The sequence below is a fragment of the Rathayibacter sp. KR2-224 genome (assembly GCF_049446075.1).
Taxonomy (GTDB): Bacteria; Actinomycetota; Actinomycetes; order Actinomycetales; family Microbacteriaceae; genus Humibacter.
The window spans coordinates 767989-786182 of sequence record NZ_JBMSEB010000001.1 but is presented as its reverse complement, the minus strand read 5'-3'; the positions used below and the strand labels follow the sequence as shown (position 1 = coordinate 786182).

Here is an 18194-nt window from a genome sequence, read left to right as displayed (position 1 = left end):
CCTATGACGACGACATTGATCACGGGAGCCACCCGCGGACTGGGCCACGAGACAGCCCGCAGACTAGTTGAGGCCGGCCACACGGTGTTCGCCGGCGCGCGCGATCTGGTACGAGGCAGCACGGCAGCCACTGCAATCGGGGCCACCGCGATCGCACTGGACGTCACGGACGATGCGACGGTGCGCGCCGCGGTGCAGCGGATCCGTGAAGAAGTCGGCCGGCTTGACGTCCTGGTCAACAATGCCGGGATCGCCGGACGGCAGGAATCGCCTCGCGATGCAACGATCGATGGATTGCGCACGGTGCTGGAGACCAACGTGATCGGTGCGACTCGCGTGCTGTCTCGTTTCGCGCCCCTTCTGGATGCCTCTGATGCGCCCGTTGTTGTGAACGTGAGCAGCGCCGTGGGGTCGCTCACCCTCAACGCTGCGCCGGACTCGCCGTGGTCGATGCTGGCCTACCCGATGTCCAAGGCGGCGCTGAACATGCTGACTGTTCAATACGCGCGCGCGTACCCGAGGTGGCGGGTCAACTCAGTCACGCCGGGGCCGACCGCGACGGAGTTCGCTCCGGCCGTGGCGAGCGGCCACTCGGTGCAGGAGGGTGCGGACATCCTCGTGCGAATGGCGCAGATCGGGCCCGACGGTCCGACCGGATCGTTCGTCGATGCCACAGGGACCGTGCCCTGGTAGCGGTTCGGTTCGTGCCACCGACGAGGACAGCCAGGCGATCAACGTCCAGGTGTTGGGGAATGCCGCGATTATTCCTCGCTGGTCACGCTGTGAGAACGATGCGGCCCCGGACACCGCCGGCATCCAACCGGCGGTGCGCCTCTTGAACTTTGTCGAGAGGGAAGGTGGCGCCGACGCGGGTGGTCAGGCGTCCGGTTCGAAGGTGTTCGGCCAGCTCCTCGAGCGCTTGCGTGTTGCGGTTGTCGGATTGCACCCAGACCGGTTCGATCCGAATGTCGCGGTCGGTGGGACCGTCCCACAGTCGAACGGTGGCCAGCGCGCCTCCGTCCCGGATAGCGCCGAGCGCGGCCTCGTCGATCACGGCCGCGTCGACGAGGCCGTCGACTCCTCCCGGAGCCATTGCCCGGAATGCGGCTGCCGGATTGTCGGAGCGCGGGACGACCTCGTGGGCACCGAACCCGCGCACGAGGTCTTCGTCCTCCGGCTTCGCATCCGCGATCACTCGGAGGCCGGCAGCGACGCCGAGCTGGACCGCATACTGGCCGACCGCGCCGGCGGCGCCAATCACCCCGAGCGTGGCGCCGCCGGGCAGGTTTAGGCGACGTAGCGCCTGCGAGACAGTCAAGCCGTTCATGGGTACAGTCGCGGCCTCCACGTCGGTGACGTTCTCGGGGGTCCGAGCGACCGACGCGGCAGGGACGACTACCAGCTCAGCTTGTGCCCCGCCCTCCGGGCGCCACGGGTTGACGATCGCGAAGACGCGCTCCCCGGTCCGGAACGAGGTACGGGTTCCGGCTGATTCGACGGTGCCGGCGATTTCGGTGCCGGGGGTCCACGGCGGCGGGTAGTCGGCTGTGCCCCGCGCACGGAACAGGAGGTCTGTGGGGTTCACCGTTGCGGCCCGCATACGGATCACCACGTCGCCTTCTGCCGCGGCTGGCCGTGGCCGCTCGCCGACCTCGAGGACGTTGTGATCGCCGGGGGATGAAATCAAGATTGCTCGCACACATCCAGCTTAAACGATCTCCAACAGTAGTGTTGGCAATTGACGTTGAGATCGCCTTACAGGGGACGCGGGAGATGAGCCCTCGCCCATGTTCCCGGTCGCTGGACGGGTAACGTTGCCGGATGGCCTGGGATACGGATGCGACGCGTCGGCGATTGCGCGACGCCGCCCTCGTCGAGTTCGCCGCCCATGGTTTGGACGGAACGAGTGTCGCGGCGATCGCCGACCGCGCCGGCGTCAACCGCGAACGCTTGTACTCCTATTACGGCGACAAAGAGGCGCTCTGGGACTTCGTGCTCTCATCGGAACTGGAAAGGCTGGCGGCGGCTGTACAGCTCACCGGTGCAGGCCTGGACGAGATCGGCGAGTTTGCCGGAGCAACGTTTGACTACCACGCCGCGCATCCCGAGCTGGGTCGTTTGCTGCAGTGGGAGGGCCTGCAGCCGGGTCCGCCCGCGAACGTCGACGAGCGGACCGCTCACTATCGGGAGAAAGTGGAGCGGTTCGCTGACGCGCAACGACAGGGGGTACTCGATCCCAGTTTGGACCCGGCTCACCTGGTGTTCGCGCTGATCGCGCTGGCCGCGTGGTGGCAGACGGTCCCGCAGCTGGCCGAGATGATCACCGGCGCAGGTCCCGAGGACGGGGTCGAACGTGCTCGACGTCGGCAGTTCACCGTCGAGGCAGCACGACGACTGGCCGCACCCGGCCGCTGAAACGCCGAGTCAGCGGTTCCCCGTCCTATGGGAACCGCCGATCGCCGAATTCGGTTTGTGGACTAGTACGGAATCCCGGGCATCAGCGACGACGGACGAGGACGGAGATTCCCCTGATCGATCCACTACCGCCGCGTCCGCGTGATGCTTCACCGCCGGGTCGCCAGCCTCCAAGAAATCCCTATGCAGGGAGGATCGTCGCCCGCTCTGCGACACTCGCCCAGCTGCACATCAATGCGCGGCTCGGTGAAGCAACGGCTACTGGCTGGTCAGCCGACGGCTGCGACCGCGTCCGCTGCAGTCTGCTGAGTGGCCACGGGCCCCGTGACGGGCCTCTTCAGGTCGGTCCACACCGTGATCGGCGCTGGCTCCCACTGCAATGCGATGGCGTCTTCGTCGAGCTCGGCGGCGTCGTCGCCCTGCGGCTCGTGTTGTCGGTGCGCCGGTCCCTGCTCGGAGTCGTCCTCGGCCGCACCCTCGGCCGAGGATCCGATGACCATGCCCTCGCCGACGTTCGCCGAGATCTCGGGCTGCTCGGCAGCATCGCCGGCGGCAGCGAGTGCATCGGATGCCTCCCCGCCCGCTCCCGACGCGAGCGGGACGGTGCCCGCGCGAGTGGCCACCGTCAGCTGTTCACCGGCTTCGAGCTGAGACTGTGCATTGCGCAGGGCGTTGGTCACGTCGAGGGCGACCTGGTGAGCCAGCACGGTGCGGAACAGCTCGTCGGTGTCTTCAGGAGTGCGTCGTCGAACGACCCATTCGCCGCCCTCGCCGATGGCAGCTGCGATGCGCGTGTGCACGAGCTCGAAGATCTGTTCCTCCGCGAGGCGGGGGAGTGGGGCCGCGGCCGGAGCGACCGCGGCGATGGGGGCCACCGGTACGGCGGCATGCCTCCGACGACCGAACATCACGGGTATCTCCTTTGTGAGTGGCGGCGAACCGCTTTCTCAGTCTGACGGATACCCGCGATGGGCAGGCTGGGACACGCCGCCGGGCGCCCCGCCCATTGCGGGTCTTCACGGCGGGTGTTACGCCCGTTGTGTCGTCAGGAGTGCCGCTCGAGGTCCTTCGAATGGTCGCGCACGGCGGTGATCACGACGACCAGCGACAGGGCCCAGCTTGCCCAGGCCAGCAGTAGGCGCCAGTCACGCGGTCCGTTGCGGGTGGTCTGGATCACCGACACCACGCCGAGCGCGGTGCTCACCACGCCCCAGTTCAAAAGGTACTTGCGCATCGCGCCCCTCTCGCCATGTCCACGGTCACGCTACTCGCGGCGGCTCGTGGAGCAAGGGGGTTGCACGACGGCGCGCCGGTAGTCGAGCATCATTGCCGGTGTCAACCGGCACCGCGCTCTTCGGCGCGCCTGACCCCTCCTGGTAACGTTCTTGACGCCGACCAGGCATTCAGGCAAGGAGGCGCTCATTCTTCCGAAGTCCGCACACGACGGTGCAGAATCCGGCGGGGGAGCCGCGCAGACGACCTCGGGAGCCGAACGCTCCTCGTCCATCGGTTCTCGAACCTTCGATCTCGTGATCGTGTCGAACCGTCTTCCGGTCGACCATGTCTCGGGCGAAGGCGCTGACGCCGTCTGGCGTCCATCACCAGGCGGCCTTGTGGCTGCGCTCGAGCCGATGATGAAGAGCGAAGACGGTGTCTGGATCGGTTGGGTGGGCATCCCCGACGTCGAGTTCGAGCCGTTCGAGGCCGACGGAATCGACATCAAGCCGGTCGCGCTGAGCGCCCAGGACGTCGAGTACTACTACGAGGGCTTCTCGAACGACACGCTCTGGCCGCTGTATCACGACGTGATCGCCCAGCCCAGCTACCACCGCGAGTGGTGGGATGCATACGTTCAGGTCAACCGCCGATTCGCGGATGCAGCGCTCGAGGCGGCCGCGCCGGGCGCCATCGTGTGGGTGCACGACTACCAGCTGCAGCTCGTGCCGAAGATGCTGCGGGATGCACGGCCCGATCTCGTGATCGGCTTCTTCGATCACATCCCGTTCCCGGCATACGGCATCTACGCGCAACTGCCGTGGCGCAAACAGGTCATCGAGGGGCTGCTGGGCGCCGACGTGATCGGATTCCAGCGGCTTGCCGACGCAGGCAACTTCGCGAGGGCCGCGCGACGGCTTCTCGGATACGAGACGCGCGGGTCTGTCATCGACGTACCGCTCAGCGATGGCGAGGCTGTCGGTCACCGTCACGTGAAGACCAATCGGCGCGGTGCCCGCGTGCGAACCGTGCTCGCCAAGCAGTTCCCGATCTCGATCGACGCCGAGCGATACGAGGAACTGGCCTCCCGGCCGGAGATCCAGGCAAGAGCGCGCCAGATCCGTGAGGAGCTGGGCAGCCCGAAGACGATCATGCTGGGTGTGGACCGGCTGGACTATACGAAGGGCATCGGACACCGGCTCAAGGCCTACGGTGAGCTGTTGCTCGACCACTCCGTCGACATCGACGACATCACTCTCGTCCAGGTCGCCAGTCCGTCGCGCGAACGTGTCGAGACCTACAAGCTGTTGCGCGACGAGGTCGAGCTCACGGTCAGTCGCATCAACGGCGATTTCTCCACCATCAGCCACACGGCGATCAGCTATCTGCACCAGGGGTATCCGCGCGAGGAGATGGTCGCGCTCTACCTGGCAGCAGACGTGATGCTCGTGACCGCGCTTCGGGACGGCATGAACCTCGTCGCCAAGGAATACGTCGCAAGCCGCATCGACAACGACGGCGTGCTGGTGCTGAGCGAGTTCACGGGCGCCTCCGACGAGTTGAAACAGGCGCTGCTGGTGAACCCGCACGACATCGAGGGCCTGAAGGATGCCATGATCCGCGCCATCGACATGCCGAAGCGCGAGCGGGCACGCCGCATGCGAGCGCTGCGCAAGCGGGTGCTGACCTACGACGTCAGACGCTGGTCCGCGACCTTCTTCGACGCGCTCAAGCACGTGACGGCCCAAGACGACTATGGCCGCCACGAGGATGCCCAGACCGCTTCGTCGGTCCCCGGATCTGTGGAGCCGTCCGAGTCGTGAGCCAGAACCACAACGAAGACGTCAATGCGCAGGAGACGGGCATCCATCAGGCGCTCGCCGAGGCGCTCGACCGGCTGGCGCAGACGCCGCGCCTCCTCGTCGCGCTCGACTTCGACGGCACCGTGAGCCCACTCGTTGACAACCCGTCGGAGTCACGGGTGCTGCCTGGAGCGCGCGCAGCACTCACGGAGTTCGACACTATGCCGAACACGTGGGTCGCCTTCGTCTCCGGTCGCCCGCTCGACGGCCTCGCGCGGGTGACCGAGGCGGACGAGCACGCCATGCTCATCGCCTCCCACGGCGTCGAGGTGCGGCTGACCGGGGGATCGGTAGACGTCGGACTCACCGATGAGGAGAGCTCACGCCTGAACGCCCTGGCATCCGAGCTGGAGCGCATCGTGGCGGCCACGCCCGGATCCCACCTCGAGCGCAAGCCCGTCGGCCTCGGCCTGCACACCCGCGGTGTGCCCAAGGCTGCGGCACGTGAGGCGGACGACGCGGCACGGAATGCGGCGGCGGCCCTCGGTGGGGGATTCCTGGAGAGGGCGGGCAAAGACATCCTCGAGTTCGCCGTCCGAGACGCGACCAAGGGTGACAGCATCGAGCGCTTGCGGGAGCACGTGCACGCCACGGGTGTGCTGTATGCAGGCGACGACGTGACCGACGAAGACGCATTCGCGGTGCTGCACGAGGGCGACGTGGGCCTGAAGGTCGGGCCGGGGGAGACGAGGGCGTCGTATCGTGTCTCCGACCCGGACGCCGTTGCGGCCGTGCTCGCGCGATTGGCCGCTGCGAGGGCTCACAACTGAGCTCATCCGACCCGAGATCCGATCGCGGATCGGCGGTGTGGCCGGTAGTACGGGCACCAGGCAGACGGCCTGGGGCGCTGTCTGCACGGCTCTAGACTCGAGGTCATGCCAGAGATCGACATCAAGCCGCGCAGCCGCGTGGTCACCGACGGAATCGAAGCCACGACGAGCCGCGGGATGCTTCGGGCGGTCGGTATGGGAGACGCGGACTGGGACAAGCCTCAGATCGGAATCGCGAGCTCATGGAACGAGATCACGCCCTGCAACCTCTCCCTCGACAGGCTCGCGCAGGGGGCGAAAGAGGGTGTGCACTCCGGGGGCGGCTACCCGCTCCAGTTCGGCACCGTCTCGGTCTCCGACGGCATTTCCATGGGGCACGAGGGCATGCACTTCTCGCTCGTGTCGCGTGAGGTCATCTGCGACTCGGTAGAGACCGTGATGATGGCCGAGCGTCTCGACGGCTCGGTGCTGCTCGCCGGATGCGACAAGTCCATCCCTGGCATGCTCATGGCCGCCGCTCGCCTGAACCTGGCATCCGTCTTCCTCTATGCCGGCTCCATCGCCCCCGGCTGGGTGAAGCTCAGCGACGGGACCGAGAAGGATGTCACCATCATCGACTCCTTCGAGGCCGTCGGCGCCTGCAAGGCGGGCACCATGAGCCTCGAAGACCTCAAGCGCATCGAGTGCGCGATCGCCCCGGGCGAGGGCGCGTGCGGCGGTATGTACACCGCGAACACCATGGCGTCGGTGGCCGAGGCGCTGGGGATGAGCTACCCGGGATCCGCGGCCCCTCCTTCGGCCGACCGCCGCCGCGACTACTACGCGCACCGGTCGGGCGAGGCGGTCGTCAACATGCTGCGGCTGGGCCTCACGTCGCGGGACATCCTCACCAAGGAGGCGTTCGAGAACGCGATCACGGTCGCGATGGCACTGGGCGGCTCGACCAACGTGGTGCTGCATCTGCTCGCCATCGCTCGCGAGGCCGAGGTAGACCTCACGCTCGACGACTTCAACCGCATCGGCGACAAGGTTCCCCACATCGCCGACATGAAGCCGTTCGGCAAGTACGTGATGAACGACGTCGACCGGCACGGCGGCATCCCGGTGCTCATGAAGGCGCTGCTCGACGCCGGCCTGCTGCACGGCGACTGCATCACGGTCACGGGCAAGACCATCGCCGAGAACCTCGCCGAGATCAACCCGGCGCCACTCGACGGCGAGGTGCTGCACACGCTCGACGACCCGCTGCACCCGACCGGTGGGCTCACCATCCTCAAGGGCACGCTGGCGCCGGACGGTGCTGTGGTGAAGACGGCGGGATTCGACGCCGCCGTGTTCGAAGGCCCGGCGCGCGTCTTCGAGCGCGAGCGTGAGGCCATGGATGCCCTCACCAACGGCGCGATCGACCACGGAGACGTCGTGGTGATCCGTTACGAGGGGCCGAAGGGCGGCCCTGGAATGCGCGAGATGCTCGCCATCACCGCCGCCATCAAGGGCGCAGGGCTCGGCAAGGATGTACTACTATTGACAGACGGTCGATTCTCAGGCGGCACAACCGGACTGTGCATCGGCCACATAGCACCCGAAGCAGTGGACGGTGGTCCTATTGCCTTCGTGCGCGATGGTGATCTGATACGGGTCGATATCGCCGCTCGCTCCCTCGACCTACTTGTCGACGAGTCCGAGCTGGTCTCCCGCCGGGAAGGCTGGGAGCCGCTTCCCCCGCGCTATACCCGTGGCGTTCTCGCGAAGTACTCCAAGCTCGTGCACTCGGCTGCCGAGGGCGCGGTCACTGGGTAACTCTCGCGTTCGTTAGCATCCTCCTCGACGCATCGAAGGAAATCCCTCCCCCCATGACTACGGAACCTCGAGCCGTGCCGGGCTCGGCAGCGCGCGCTGCCGGCGGCACAACTGAGAGACGAGACCTCATCACCGGATCGGCCGCGATCCTGCGGTCGCTTGCCCACCTCGGCGTCAAGGATGTCTTCGGCATCCCCGGCGGCGCGGTCATCCCGTTCTACGACGAGCTGATGGCACAGGACGCCATCAGGCACATCCTCGTCCGACACGAGCAGGGCGCCGGCCACGCGGCCGAGGGCTACGCAACGGCCGGCCGCGGCGTCGGAGTCGCCATCGCGACGTCGGGCCCCGGGGCAACCAACCTGGTGACGGCCATCGCAGACGCGCACATGGACTCGGTGCCGACGCTCTTCATCACCGGTCAGGTCTTCTCCAACCTGATGGGAACGGATGCCTTCCAGGAGGCGGACATCGTCGGCATCACCATGCCGATCACCAAGCACTCTTTCCTTGTGACGACGCCGGAGGAGATCCCTTCCACCATCGCCGCCGCGTACCACATCGCCTCGACCGGCCGCCCCGGACCGGTTCTCGTGGACATCACCAAGGACGCGCAGCAGAACCTGATGGAGTTCTCCTGGCCGCCCGTCGTCGACCTGCCCGGATACCGTCCCGTGACGAAGGCGCACGGCAAGCAGGTGCACGCAGCGGCGCGGTTGTTCGCGGAGGCCAGCAGGCCCGTGCTGTACGTGGGCGGCGGGGTCGTGCGCGGCCAGGCATCCGAAGAGCTGCTGAGGCTTGCCGAGGCGACCGGTGCTCCGGTGGTCACCACCCTGATGGCCCGCGGGGCATTCCCGGACTCGAACAAACAGCACCTTGGCATGCCCGGTATGCACGGCACGGTTGCCGCCGTGCTCGCACTGCAGGACGCCGACCTCATCGTCTCGCTCGGGGCGCGGTTCGATGACCGCGTCACAGGGAAGGTGTCTGAGTTCGCTCCCCACGCGAAGGTCGTTCACGTCGACGTCGACCCGGCCGAGATCTCGAAGATCCGGCATGCCGACGTCCCCATCGTCGGCGATGCCAAGGACGTCATCGCCGATCTGACATCTGCCTACGAGCACGAGGTCGCAGGCGCAGGCAAGCCGGACATCAGCGACTGGTGGGCCAAGCTCGATGGGCTGCGCACGGAGTTCCCGCTGGGGTTCACGCCGACCAGTGACGGTCTGCTCGCGCCGCAGGCGGTCATCCAGCGCATCGGCGATCTGACCGGCCCAGAGGGCGTGTACGTCGCCGGCGTCGGACAGCACCAGATGTGGACCGCGCAGTTCATCAAGTACGAGCGTCCCAACGCATTCATCAACTCGGGCGGCGCGGGCACCATGGGCTTCGCCGTGCCGGCTGCCATGGGCGCGAAGGTCGCTCAGCCCGACCGCGCGGTGTGGGCGATCGACGGCGACGGATGCTTCCAGATGACCAATCAGGAGCTCGCCACCTGCACGATCAACGACATCCCGATCAAGGTCGCGATCATCAACAACTCCTCCCTCGGCATGGTGCGCCAGTGGCAGACACTGTTCTACGAGGGCCGGCACTCCTTCACCGATCTCGACACCGGGCACGAGACGCGCATGATCCCGGACTTCCTCAAGCTCGCCGAGGCATACGGAGCCCTCGGCATCCGCGTGACGAAGGAAGACGAGATCGACGACGCGATCAAGCTTGCGCTCGAGACGAACGATCGTCCCGTCGTCATCGACTTCATCGTCAGCCGCGACGCTATGGTGTGGCCGATGGTGCCGCAAGGTGTGAGCAACTCGAACGTGCAGTACGCGAAGGATCATGCGCCGACCTGGGGGGAGGAGTAAGCCATGTCGACACACGTTCTGTCGCTGCTCGTCGAAGACAAGGCGGGTCTGCTCACCCGGGTCGCCGGCCTGTTCTCCCGCCGCGGGTTCAACATCTCCTCGCTGGCGGTGGGTGTGAGCGAGGTCCCCGGCCTCTCCCGCATCACCGTGGTGGTCGACGTCGAGGATGCACCGCTCGAGCAGGTCACCAAGCAGCTCAACAAGCTGATCAATGTGATCAAGATCGTCGAGCTCGACCCCGACCAGTCCGTGCAGCGCGAGCACCTGCTCATCAAGGTGCGCGTCGACAACACCACTCGGTCGCAGGTGCTGGAGGCCGTGAACCTTTTCCGTGCTCGGGTCGTCGACGTCGCCACCGACGCTCTGGTGATCGAGGTCACCGGTGACACGGGCAAGACGGAGGCGCTGCTGCGGGTGTTGGAGCCGTACGGCATCAAAGAGATGGCGCAGTCCGGTCTGCTCGCCATCGGGCGCGGCTCCAAGTCGATCACCGACCGGGTCTTCAAGAACTGACAAACCGCTCGCCTGACCGCGCCAAGCGGCGGCGAAGAACCACGAACCGAGCTCGCGACATGTTCCGGGACGGTCCCGAAGGAGAAAGCAAAGCAATGGCTGAGATCTACTACGACAACGACGCCGACCTCACGATCATCCAGGGCAAGAAGGTGCTCGTCGTCGGCTACGGCTCGCAGGGCCACGCGCACGCGCAGAACCTGCGCGACTCGGGCGTGGAGGTGCGCATCGGCCTCCAGGAGGGTTCGAAGTCAACGCAGCGCGCGCAGGAGGCCGGCTTCCAGGTCGTAACCCCGGCCGAGGGCACCTCGTGGGCCGACGTCATCGTCATCCTCGCGCCCGACCAGGTGCAGCGTCACCTGTACGCCAACGACATCGCCCCGAACATCAGCGATGGCAAGGCGCTCGTGTTCGGTCACGGGTTCAACATCCGCTTCGGCTACATCAAGGCCCCTGAGGGCGTCGACGTCGTCATGATCGCTCCCAAGGGACCGGGACACACCGTGCGTCGCGAATACGTCGCCGGCCGCGGCGTGCCTGTGATCGTGGCCGTGGAGAACGACGCCACGGGCAACGCCTGGCAGCTCGCGCTCAGCTACGCCAAGGGCATCGGCGGTCTGCGTGCAGGCGGCATCAAGACCACCTTCACCGAGGAGACCGAGACCGACCTGTTCGGTGAGCAGGCGGTGCTGTGCGGCGGCGTGTCGCACCTCATCCAGGCCGGCTTCGAGACGCTCACGGCTGCGGGCTACCAGCCGGAGATCGCCTACTTCGAGGTGCTGCACGAGATGAAGCTCATCGTCGACCTCATCTGGGAGGGCGGCATCTCCAAGATGCGCTGGAGCGTCTCAGACACGGCCGAGTACGGCGACTACGTCTCGGGGCCTCGCGTCATCGACGACCGCACCAAGGAGTCGATGAAGGCCATTCTCTCCGACATCCAGACCGGTGCATTCGCCGAGCGCTTCATCGGTGATCAGGACGCAGGAGCCCCCGAGTTCCTCAAGCTCCGCAAGGAGGGGGAGGACCACCCGATCGAGTCGACGGGCCGCGAGCTCCGCAAGCTCTTCGCGTGGAACTCCTCCGACGATGACGACTACGTCGACGGCGAAGTAGCTCGCTGACGCTCGTGGGCGTCGTTGTACCGCCTACCGCTCCCTGAGCGAGCCGAGGGCGAGTCGAAGGGTCGGTTTGGATGGCCCTTCGACTCGCTTCGCTCGCTCAGGGGGCGGTTTCTGCGTCTGGCTCGCTGTGTCCCAGGGCGGCGACATCCGCATTTCGCGCAGACGAGCAAGTACCAGAAGTTCACCGAATGGTCCCTTGTCCGGGGGGCACCGCTGTGGTCGCATAGGGTGCCATGAGCGAATCCACGAACCGACACGACGAAGCCCATTTCCACGAGCCCAGCCCGCGCTGGTGTTCTTGCGCAGTCCCCGACGAGGTGGCATCGAAGCAGGGGATCAGCCGTCGAGGTGTGATCGCCGGTGTCTCAGCAGCGAGCGTGCTCGCGGCCGCAGGATGGCCCGGCGCCGCAATGGCAGCGGATGCCGACGGCAAGGGCCGCAGCGGCAAGAACGTGACCATTACGATCATGGGCACGTCGGACATCCACAGCAACGCCGTCAACTGGGACTACTACAAAGACGCGCCGTTCACGGATGCCGCCGGCGACGTGGTGGGACTCGCGCGCGTGTCGAGCGTCGTGAACCAGATCAGGGCCGACCGAGGCCGCGACAACACCCTCCTCTTCGACGCAGGCGACACCATCCAGGGCACGCCGCTGGGGTTCTACTACGCAACCGTCGAGCCGACCACGAAGACCGGCGCGGTGCATCCCATGGCCCTGCAGATGAACGCGCTCGACTACGACGCGGTTGTTCTGGGTAACCACGAGTTCAACTACGGCCTCGACTTCCTCGATCACTGGATCTCTCAGATGCAGGCGCCCGTGCTCGCCGCGAACGCGGTGCATCCGGGAACGAAGGTGCCCAAGTACAAGCCGTATGTCGTCAAGACCATGAAGTTCAAGGGCATGCCGCCCCTCCGTGTCGGCGTGCTCGGACTCACCAACCCGGGCGTCGTCATCTGGGACAAGGCGAACGTCAGCGGCAAGCTCGACGTTCTCGACGTCGTCGAGACCGCGCAGAGCTGGGTGCCGCGCATGCGCAGGGACGGCGTCGATGTCGTGGTCGTGAGCGTGCACGCGGGCGACAGCGGGCTGTCGTCGTACAGCGGAGACATCCCGGTGGAGAACGCGGCAGCGATGCTCGCGGAGCAGGTGCCCGGCATCGATGCGATCCTGTTCGGTCACGCGCACATCGACGTGCCGCAGCGATTCGTCACCAACAAAGCGACCGGCAAGCAGGTCGTGATGAGCGAACCCAAGTGCTGGGGTGAGCGCCTCAGCGTGTTCGACCTCTCGTTGTCGTTCGTGCGAGGGCAGTGGAAGGTGGACTCGAGTTCTGCTGTGACGGTGAACACGAACACCGTGGAGGACGACCCGAAGCTCGTGGCCCTGGTCAAGCCGCAGCACGACGCGGTCGTGGCCTATGTCAATACCCCAGTGGCCACCTCGACCGAAGCGATGTCCGCGGCAGAGGCATGCTGGAAGGACACCGCGATCCTGGACTACATCAATGTGGTGCAGACGGCCAAGGTGACGGAGGCGATCGCCGGAACGTCGTACGCGTCGCTTCCCGTCGTGTCGATCGCTGCACCGTTCAACCGGGCGGCGACGTTCCCTGCAGGCTCGGTCACGATCAAGGACGTCGCCGGGCTCTACATCTACGACAACACGCTGCTCGGATCCGTGCTCACGGGTGCCCAGATCAAGGACTACCTCGAATACTCCGCCCGCTACTACAACCAGGTGGCCGCAGGCGCTCCGGTCGATCCCGCGTCGTGGACCAACAACCACAACCTCCCCGACTACAACTACGACCAGTTCTCCGGCGTCGAATACGAGATCGACATCTCGCAACCGGAGGGGTCGCGCATCGGTGCTCTCACCTACGACGGAACTCCCGTCGCCGACGACCAGCAGTTCGTCGTCGCGGTGAACAACTACCGCCAGTCCGGCGGAGGCGGTTTCCCCCACATCGCGGCTGCACCGGTGGTCTACAACGCCCAGGTCGCGATCCGCGAGGCCATCGTCGCATACGCGACGGCCCAGGGCACGATCGACCCTGCCCAGTTCCACGTGGAGAACTGGCGCCTCGTGCGGGGCGGCACGCCCGTCTTCTGATGCTGTGCGGTGCGGCGTGCCTCGGACCTCTCGAGCACGCCGGCACCCATGGATTGCTACCTGCCTACCGGGTCGAGGTCGTAGACCACCCACTGCACACTTGCGACGCTGTCGTAGAGCGCGCGGGCCCTGGCGTTGCCCGGTGCGGTGATCCACCGCACCTTCGTCGAGCCCTCACGAGCGGCGACAGCGGCGACACCCTCGATCAGCGCCCGTCCCGCGCCCCCGCCACGCACCTCCGAATCCGTGAACAGGTCGTCCAGAAAGACGCCTGTCGCCGCGGAGCTCGGCCGCGCGAACGTGCGGTAATGCGCGATTCCGTAAAGGATGCCGTCGGCCGGGTTCTCCGCGACAAGACCGCGTACCTCGTGCGAGGCATCCATGAGCCACGTCCACACGGTGTCGAGCACGTGGTCGTCCGGTTCGAGTTCGTAGAAGGCGCGGTACGACGCGAACAGCTGCTTCCATCGTTCGCGATCCCCGGGCTCCACACTTCGCACGGTCCATTCGGTCATGCTTCTGCTCCCTTCGATGCGGAGACCGCGTCGGTCGCCTCGGCTGCGAGGGCAACGCCGCCCTCCGGATCGACGAACCCCCTACGCCAGGAGGCGAAGCGCGGGTTCCATCCGCGGCTACGTGCCAAGGCGTTCGAGATCGGGCGGCCGAGTGGCAGGCCCGAGGGGAGTGCCGTCGCACGTGTGCCGAGAGCGGCGGCGAGCACTGGCATCCATTCTGCGACGGCGGCCGGCTCGTCGTCGACGATCTGCACCACCCCGCTCGGCCAGTCCAAGGCAAGGACGGCGGCCCATGCCGCGTCGGCCACGTGCACGAAGCTGCCCACTTCGGACATGGGCGTGAGCGCCCGCTCGAGAGCTGACTGGGATTCGGCGGCACTCGAGCTGCGCCAGGTTCCCGGTCCGTAGAACTGCCCGTAGCGCAGCACGACCCCGAGCGGAAGTTCCAGCACCGCCTGCTCGAGTTCGGGTACGCCGGGCGTCACGCCGCTTCGGTATGGCTCGTCCTCGGTCGCAAGCGAATCCCCGTCTGGCACGACCCAACTGATGCTCTGTGCGAGCATGCGCTCGACACCGTGACGAACAGCCGCGTCGACGAGTGTGCGTGTTCCTTCGATTCGAATTCGGGCGTTCGCGGCCAGGTCGTACTCGGCGAGGTCGGTCAGCTGATGGATCACGGCGTCAGGGCCCGACGTCTCGAACGCTGCCTCGACGGATCGAGGATCGTAGGCATCCATCACGACCGGATGCCCGCCTTCCGTCTCGATCACGTGCGCTTTCGCCGCGGATCGAGTCGTTCCCCAGACCTCGTGACCCGCTGCGACGAGGGCGGGGGTGAGCTGTCGTCCGATTGCGCCGGTTGCACCGGCGAGGAGGATGCGCATGCCGTTCCTTTCACAATTCGTCATGTTCGGCGCCAGGATACGGAGCGGGTACGCAGCGGCACCGGGCCAATCCGGCCACGGCTCGGCGGGCCGCTTGCCATTCACACGCGAGGGCGCCTCCGGGCTGCCTGCTCATGTGCGCGGAGGCGGCTTTTCGGCCTACTAAGGTTGAGATGACCGCGCCCCGATGGCCGTGGCATGCGGGCGCCTCTGCCCACGCCTCCCACCGATCACTCTCGTCGAAGGGTCACTTCTGTGCCGAAACCGGTCGTTCTGATCGCCGAAGAACTCTCGCCCGCCACCGTCGAGGCTCTCGGCCCAGACTTCGAGATCCGCAACGTCGACGGCACCGACCGTCCGGCACTGCTCGAGGCTCTTTCCGACGCCGACGCCGTGCTCGTCCGCTCCGCGACCAAGATCGACTCGGAGGCGGTCGCGGCAGCGCCGAAGTTGAAGGTCGTGGCCCGTGCGGGTGTCGGTCTCGACAACGTCGACATCAAGGCATCCACCGCGGCCGGGGTCATGGTGGTCAATGCACCGACGTCGAACATCATCTCGGCAGCTGAGCTGACCATCGGGCACATCCTGTCGCTCGCCCGTCACATCCCGGCAGGCCACGCGTCGCTGGCCGCTGGAGAGTGGAAGCGCTCGAAGTACACGGGCACCGAGCTGTACGAGAAGACCATCGGCATCATAGGGCTCGGCCGTATCGGTGCACTGATCACGGCGCGGCTTCAGGCGTTCGGCACCACCATCGTCGCCTATGACCCGTACGTCACCTCGGCGAGGGCGCAGCAGCTGGGCGTTCAGCTTGTGAGCCTCGACGAGCTGCTGCAGCGCTCCGACTTCATCACCATCCACATGCCGAAGACGCCAGAGACGATCGGGATGATCAGCGACGACCAGTTGGCGCTGATGAAGAACACGGCATACATCGTCAACGTCGCCCGCGGCGGACTGATCGATGAGGATGCCCTCTACCGCGCCCTGGCAAGCGGCACGATCGCCGGAGCCGGCCTCGACGTGTTCAGCACGGAACCGCCGCTCGAGTCCCCGCTCCTGAAGCTCGACAACGTCGTGGTCACCCCGCACCTCGGCGCGTCGACGGCGGAGGCGCAGGAGAAGGCCGGCGTCTCGGTGGCGCGTTCGGTGCGCCTAGCACTGTCCGGCGAGCTCGTGCCCGACGCGGTGAACGTGGCGGGCGGAGTCATCGACCCCTACGTGCGCCCCGGCATCCCACTGCTCGAGAAGCTCGGTCAGGTCTTCAGCGGACTGGCGAAGAACAGCCCGATCACGAGCGTCGACGTCGAGATCCGCGGAGAACTCGTGGAGTACGACGTCAGCGTGCTCAAGCTGGCCGCGCTCAAGGGCATCTTCACCAACATCGTGAGCGAGAACGTCTCGTACGTGAACGCGCCCCTTCTCGCCGAGCAGCGCGGCATCGAGGTTCGGCTGCTGACGGATGCGGCGAGCGAGGACTACCGCAATGTCCTGACCCTGCGCGGCGCCCTCGCCGACGGCTCCCAGGTCTCGGTGTCGGGAACCCTCACGGGACCTAAGCAGATCGAGAAGATCGTCGGCATCGACGGCTACGACGTCGAGGTTCCGCTCGCCCAGCACCTCATCGTCATGGTGTACGACGACCGCCCTGGCATCGTCGCCGTCTACGGTCGCGAGTTCGGCGAAGCGGGCATCAACATCGCAGGCATGCAGATCGCGCGAACGACGGCCGGCGGCAAGGCCCTCAGCGTGCTCACGGTCGACTCGCCGGTGCCAGAGGGCATCCTGGAGTCGGTGCGTGGGGCGATCGACGCTGACGTGCTGCAGGCGATCGACATCACCGAGTCGTAGGGAAAGCACCCGTGACGGACATCGTTGAGCGGCGGTTCGCACAGGTCGACGTGTTCGGCGCAGCGCCGCTGCTCGGAAATCCGGTCGCCGTCGTCATTGATGCCGACGGGCTCACCGACGACGCGATGGCGTCGTTCGCCAAGTGGACGAATCTCTCCGAGACAACGTTCCTTCTCCCGCCGACCGATCCTGCTGCCGACTATCGTCTGCGCATCTTCACGCCCGGCGGCGAGCTCCCGTTCGCCGGGCATCCCACGCTGGGCAGCGCGCATGCCTGGCTCGAGGTCGGCGGTGAGCCGAAGCAGCGGGGATCCGTCGTGCAGGAGTGCGGTGTCGGCCTCGTCGAACTGCGCCGCGACGGCGACCGGCTGGCCTTCGCAGCGCCGCCTCTCGTGCGGGAAGGCACGGTCGATGACCCGACACTGAACCAGGTCGTGGCGTCGCTCGGCATCACGCGTGACGAGGTCGTGTCGGCCGAATGGGTGGACAACGGACCAGGATGGCTGGCCGTGCTGCTTCACTCGGCTCGCGACGTGCTCGACCTGCACCCCGACTTCGCCGTCATGGGTGACCTGAAGGTGGGAGTGGTCGCTCCTCACGACGACGATGCGCCCGCGCATTTCGAGGTGCGCGCATTCGTGCCAACGCTCGGCATTCCCGAGGACCCGGTCACCGGAAGCCTCAACGCCGGCCTCGCGGTCTGGCTCATCGGAACCGGGCGGGCGCCGCAGAGCTACGTCGCCGCCCAGGGAACAGCCCTCGGGCGCGCCGGCCGCATCCACGTGCAGCGCGAGTCCGGCCGATTCTGGATCGGCGGGAACACCTCGACCGTGATTGGGGGCGCGGTCAACCTCTGAGTTGCGCCGCTCTCGCGACGCAACTCAGAGCGTTCGAACAGTAGCTTTCGAACAGCAGCGCTCGAACTCAGTACGCGCCCGGGTCGTCCCGTCGCGTGCTGTCGACCTGCTGTCCGGTGTTCGGATCGACCGTGGTGCTTCGCGTGATACGCGATGTGCGCTTGCGCGTGAGCAGCACGATGCCGATGATCGTGACCACTATGCCTGCGATCAGGCAGATGTAGCCGACCATGTGCAGGTCGATCCAGCCCAGGTTGATGTTCAGGGCGAAGGCCAGGATGGCTCCCACCACGATCAGGAAGATTCCGCCTCCGAGGCTCATGTGCTCCTCCTTCGCTCGGGCGATGCGTCGCGCCGGTCGTGACCGGATGATCCGGCCACGGGTCGCAACAGTGGAAGG

Annotated in this window: 17 protein-coding genes; 11 read left to right on the top strand and 6 right to left on the bottom strand. The window is 66.6% G+C overall.

Going from position 1 to position 18194, the window contains the following annotated elements; all coding sequences use genetic code 11:
* Window positions 1-3: 3 nt before the first annotated feature.
* Window positions 4-693, top strand: coding sequence for an SDR family NAD(P)-dependent oxidoreductase (locus ACO2Q7_RS03685; RefSeq protein WP_423354276.1), 690 nt, complete (start codon window positions 4-6; stop codon window positions 691-693).
* 82 nt (window positions 694-775) lie between these two features.
* Here the strand turns inward: ACO2Q7_RS03685 and ACO2Q7_RS03680 are convergent, their stop codons facing one another.
* Window positions 776-1687 carry an NADP-dependent oxidoreductase gene (locus ACO2Q7_RS03680; RefSeq protein WP_423354275.1) on the bottom strand — a complete coding sequence of 304 codons (912 nt, stop codon included), beginning with the start codon at window positions 1685-1687 and terminating at the stop codon, window positions 776-778.
* Window positions 1688-1821: 134 nt separating this feature from the next.
* On the opposite strand from ACO2Q7_RS03680, the gene ACO2Q7_RS03675 reads away from it, so the two are divergent.
* Window positions 1822-2415: a TetR family transcriptional regulator gene (locus tag ACO2Q7_RS03675; protein ID WP_423354274.1), complete on the top strand. Its 594-nt coding sequence runs from the start codon at window positions 1822-1824 to the stop codon at window positions 2413-2415.
* Window positions 2416-2684: 269 nt separating this feature from the next.
* On the opposite strand, the gene ACO2Q7_RS03670 is transcribed toward ACO2Q7_RS03675, so the two are convergent.
* On the bottom strand, window positions 2685-3323 hold the full coding sequence (locus tag ACO2Q7_RS03670) for a hypothetical protein (protein ID WP_423354273.1): 639 nt from the start codon (window positions 3321-3323) through the stop codon (window positions 2685-2687).
* 137 nt (window positions 3324-3460) lie between these two features.
* Window positions 3461-3649 carry a hypothetical protein gene (locus tag ACO2Q7_RS03665; RefSeq protein ID WP_423354272.1) on the bottom strand — a complete coding sequence of 63 codons (189 nt, stop codon included), beginning with the start codon at window positions 3647-3649 and terminating at the stop codon, window positions 3461-3463.
* A gap of 301 nt (window positions 3650-3950) precedes the next feature.
* Between ACO2Q7_RS03665 and ACO2Q7_RS03660 the strand changes: the two genes are divergently transcribed.
* The 7 genes from ACO2Q7_RS03660 (at window position 3951) to ACO2Q7_RS03630 (ending at window position 13687) form a co-directional block, all read left to right on the top strand.
* Entirely contained in the window at window positions 3951-5453 is a 1503-nt protein-coding gene (locus ACO2Q7_RS03660) for an alpha,alpha-trehalose-phosphate synthase (UDP-forming) (protein ID WP_423355952.1), read from the top strand.
* Window positions 5450-6262 (top strand): trehalose-phosphatase, encoded by an 813-nt coding sequence (gene otsB / locus ACO2Q7_RS03655; RefSeq protein ID WP_423354271.1) that lies wholly within the window; start codon window positions 5450-5452, stop codon window positions 6260-6262. Before ACO2Q7_RS03660 ends, otsB begins: the two co-directional genes overlap by 4 nt.
* 105 nt (window positions 6263-6367) lie before the next feature.
* A complete protein-coding gene (ilvD, locus tag ACO2Q7_RS03650) occupies window positions 6368-8062 on the top strand; it encodes a dihydroxy-acid dehydratase (RefSeq protein WP_423354270.1) in 1695 nt (564 codons plus the stop codon).
* 53 nt (window positions 8063-8115) lie between these two features.
* On the top strand, window positions 8116-9930 hold the full coding sequence (locus ACO2Q7_RS03645) for an acetolactate synthase large subunit (protein WP_423354269.1): 1815 nt from the start codon (window positions 8116-8118) through the stop codon (window positions 9928-9930).
* A 3-nt stretch (window positions 9931-9933) separates the two neighbouring features.
* Entirely contained in the window at window positions 9934-10443 is a 510-nt protein-coding gene (gene ilvN / locus ACO2Q7_RS03640; RefSeq protein ID WP_423354268.1) for an acetolactate synthase small subunit, read from the top strand.
* Window positions 10444-10502: 59 nt separating this feature from the next.
* Window positions 10503-11567: a ketol-acid reductoisomerase gene (ilvC, locus tag ACO2Q7_RS03635; RefSeq protein ID WP_423354267.1), complete on the top strand. Its 1065-nt coding sequence runs from the start codon at window positions 10503-10505 to the stop codon at window positions 11565-11567.
* 233 nt (window positions 11568-11800) lie between these two features.
* Entirely contained in the window at window positions 11801-13687 is a 1887-nt protein-coding gene (locus tag ACO2Q7_RS03630) for a 5'-nucleotidase C-terminal domain-containing protein (RefSeq protein ID WP_423354266.1), read from the top strand.
* Window positions 13688-13743: 56 nt separating this feature from the next.
* On the opposite strand, the gene ACO2Q7_RS03625 is transcribed toward ACO2Q7_RS03630, so the two are convergent.
* Together ACO2Q7_RS03625 and ACO2Q7_RS03620 are read right to left on the bottom strand one after the other, a co-directional pair.
* A complete protein-coding gene (locus ACO2Q7_RS03625) occupies window positions 13744-14202 on the bottom strand; it encodes a GNAT family N-acetyltransferase (RefSeq protein WP_423354265.1) in 459 nt (152 codons plus the stop codon).
* Complete coding sequence (locus tag ACO2Q7_RS03620) at window positions 14199-15086, bottom strand: NAD-dependent epimerase/dehydratase family protein (RefSeq protein WP_423354264.1); 888 nt, start codon at window positions 15084-15086, stop codon at window positions 14199-14201. The genes ACO2Q7_RS03625 and ACO2Q7_RS03620 overlap by 4 nt, the downstream gene beginning before the upstream one ends.
* A 255-nt stretch (window positions 15087-15341) precedes the next feature.
* Here ACO2Q7_RS03620 and serA point away from each other — a divergent pair, with 255 nt between their 5' ends.
* Window positions 15342-16937 (top strand): phosphoglycerate dehydrogenase, encoded by a 1596-nt coding sequence (gene serA / locus ACO2Q7_RS03615; RefSeq protein WP_423354263.1) that lies wholly within the window; start codon window positions 15342-15344, stop codon window positions 16935-16937.
* Window positions 16938-16948: 11 nt separating this feature from the next.
* Entirely contained in the window at window positions 16949-17794 is an 846-nt protein-coding gene (locus ACO2Q7_RS03610) for a PhzF family phenazine biosynthesis protein (protein WP_423354262.1), read from the top strand.
* Window positions 17795-17861: 67 nt separating this feature from the next.
* On the opposite strand, the gene ACO2Q7_RS03605 is transcribed toward ACO2Q7_RS03610, so the two are convergent.
* The gene (locus ACO2Q7_RS03605) at window positions 17862-18116 is read right to left on the bottom strand and encodes a DUF6458 family protein (RefSeq protein ID WP_423354261.1); all 255 of its coding nucleotides are present in this window, start codon (window positions 18114-18116) and stop codon (window positions 17862-17864) included.
* Window positions 18117-18194 lie beyond the last annotated feature (78 nt).

Coding starts and splice junctions, on each gene's coding strand:
- ACO2Q7_RS03685 (WP_423354276.1), top strand. CDS start 4: ATGACGACGACATTGATCACGGGAGCCACCCGCGGACTGGGCCACGAG.
- ACO2Q7_RS03675 (WP_423354274.1), top strand. CDS start 1,822: ATGGCCTGGGATACGGATGCGACGCGTCGGCGATTGCGCGACGCCGCC.
- ACO2Q7_RS03670 (WP_423354273.1), bottom strand. CDS start 3,323: ATGTTCGGTCGTCGGAGGCATGCCGCCGTACCGGTGGCCCCCATCGCC.
- ACO2Q7_RS03665 (WP_423354272.1), bottom strand. CDS start 3,649: ATGCGCAAGTACCTTTTGAACTGGGGCGTGGTGAGCACCGCGCTCGGC.
- ilvD (WP_423354270.1), top strand. CDS start 6,368: ATGCCAGAGATCGACATCAAGCCGCGCAGCCGCGTGGTCACCGACGGA.
- ACO2Q7_RS03645 (WP_423354269.1), top strand. CDS start 8,116: ATGACTACGGAACCTCGAGCCGTGCCGGGCTCGGCAGCGCGCGCTGCC.
- ilvN (WP_423354268.1), top strand. CDS start 9,934: ATGTCGACACACGTTCTGTCGCTGCTCGTCGAAGACAAGGCGGGTCTG.
- ilvC (WP_423354267.1), top strand. CDS start 10,503: ATGTTCCGGGACGGTCCCGAAGGAGAAAGCAAAGCAATGGCTGAGATC.
- ACO2Q7_RS03630 (WP_423354266.1), top strand. CDS start 11,801: ATGAGCGAATCCACGAACCGACACGACGAAGCCCATTTCCACGAGCCC.
- ACO2Q7_RS03625 (WP_423354265.1), bottom strand. CDS start 14,202: ATGACCGAATGGACCGTGCGAAGTGTGGAGCCCGGGGATCGCGAACGA.
- ACO2Q7_RS03620 (WP_423354264.1), bottom strand. CDS start 15,086: ATGCGCATCCTCCTCGCCGGTGCAACCGGCGCAATCGGACGACAGCTC.
- ACO2Q7_RS03605 (WP_423354261.1), bottom strand. CDS start 18,116: ATGAGCCTCGGAGGCGGAATCTTCCTGATCGTGGTGGGAGCCATCCTG.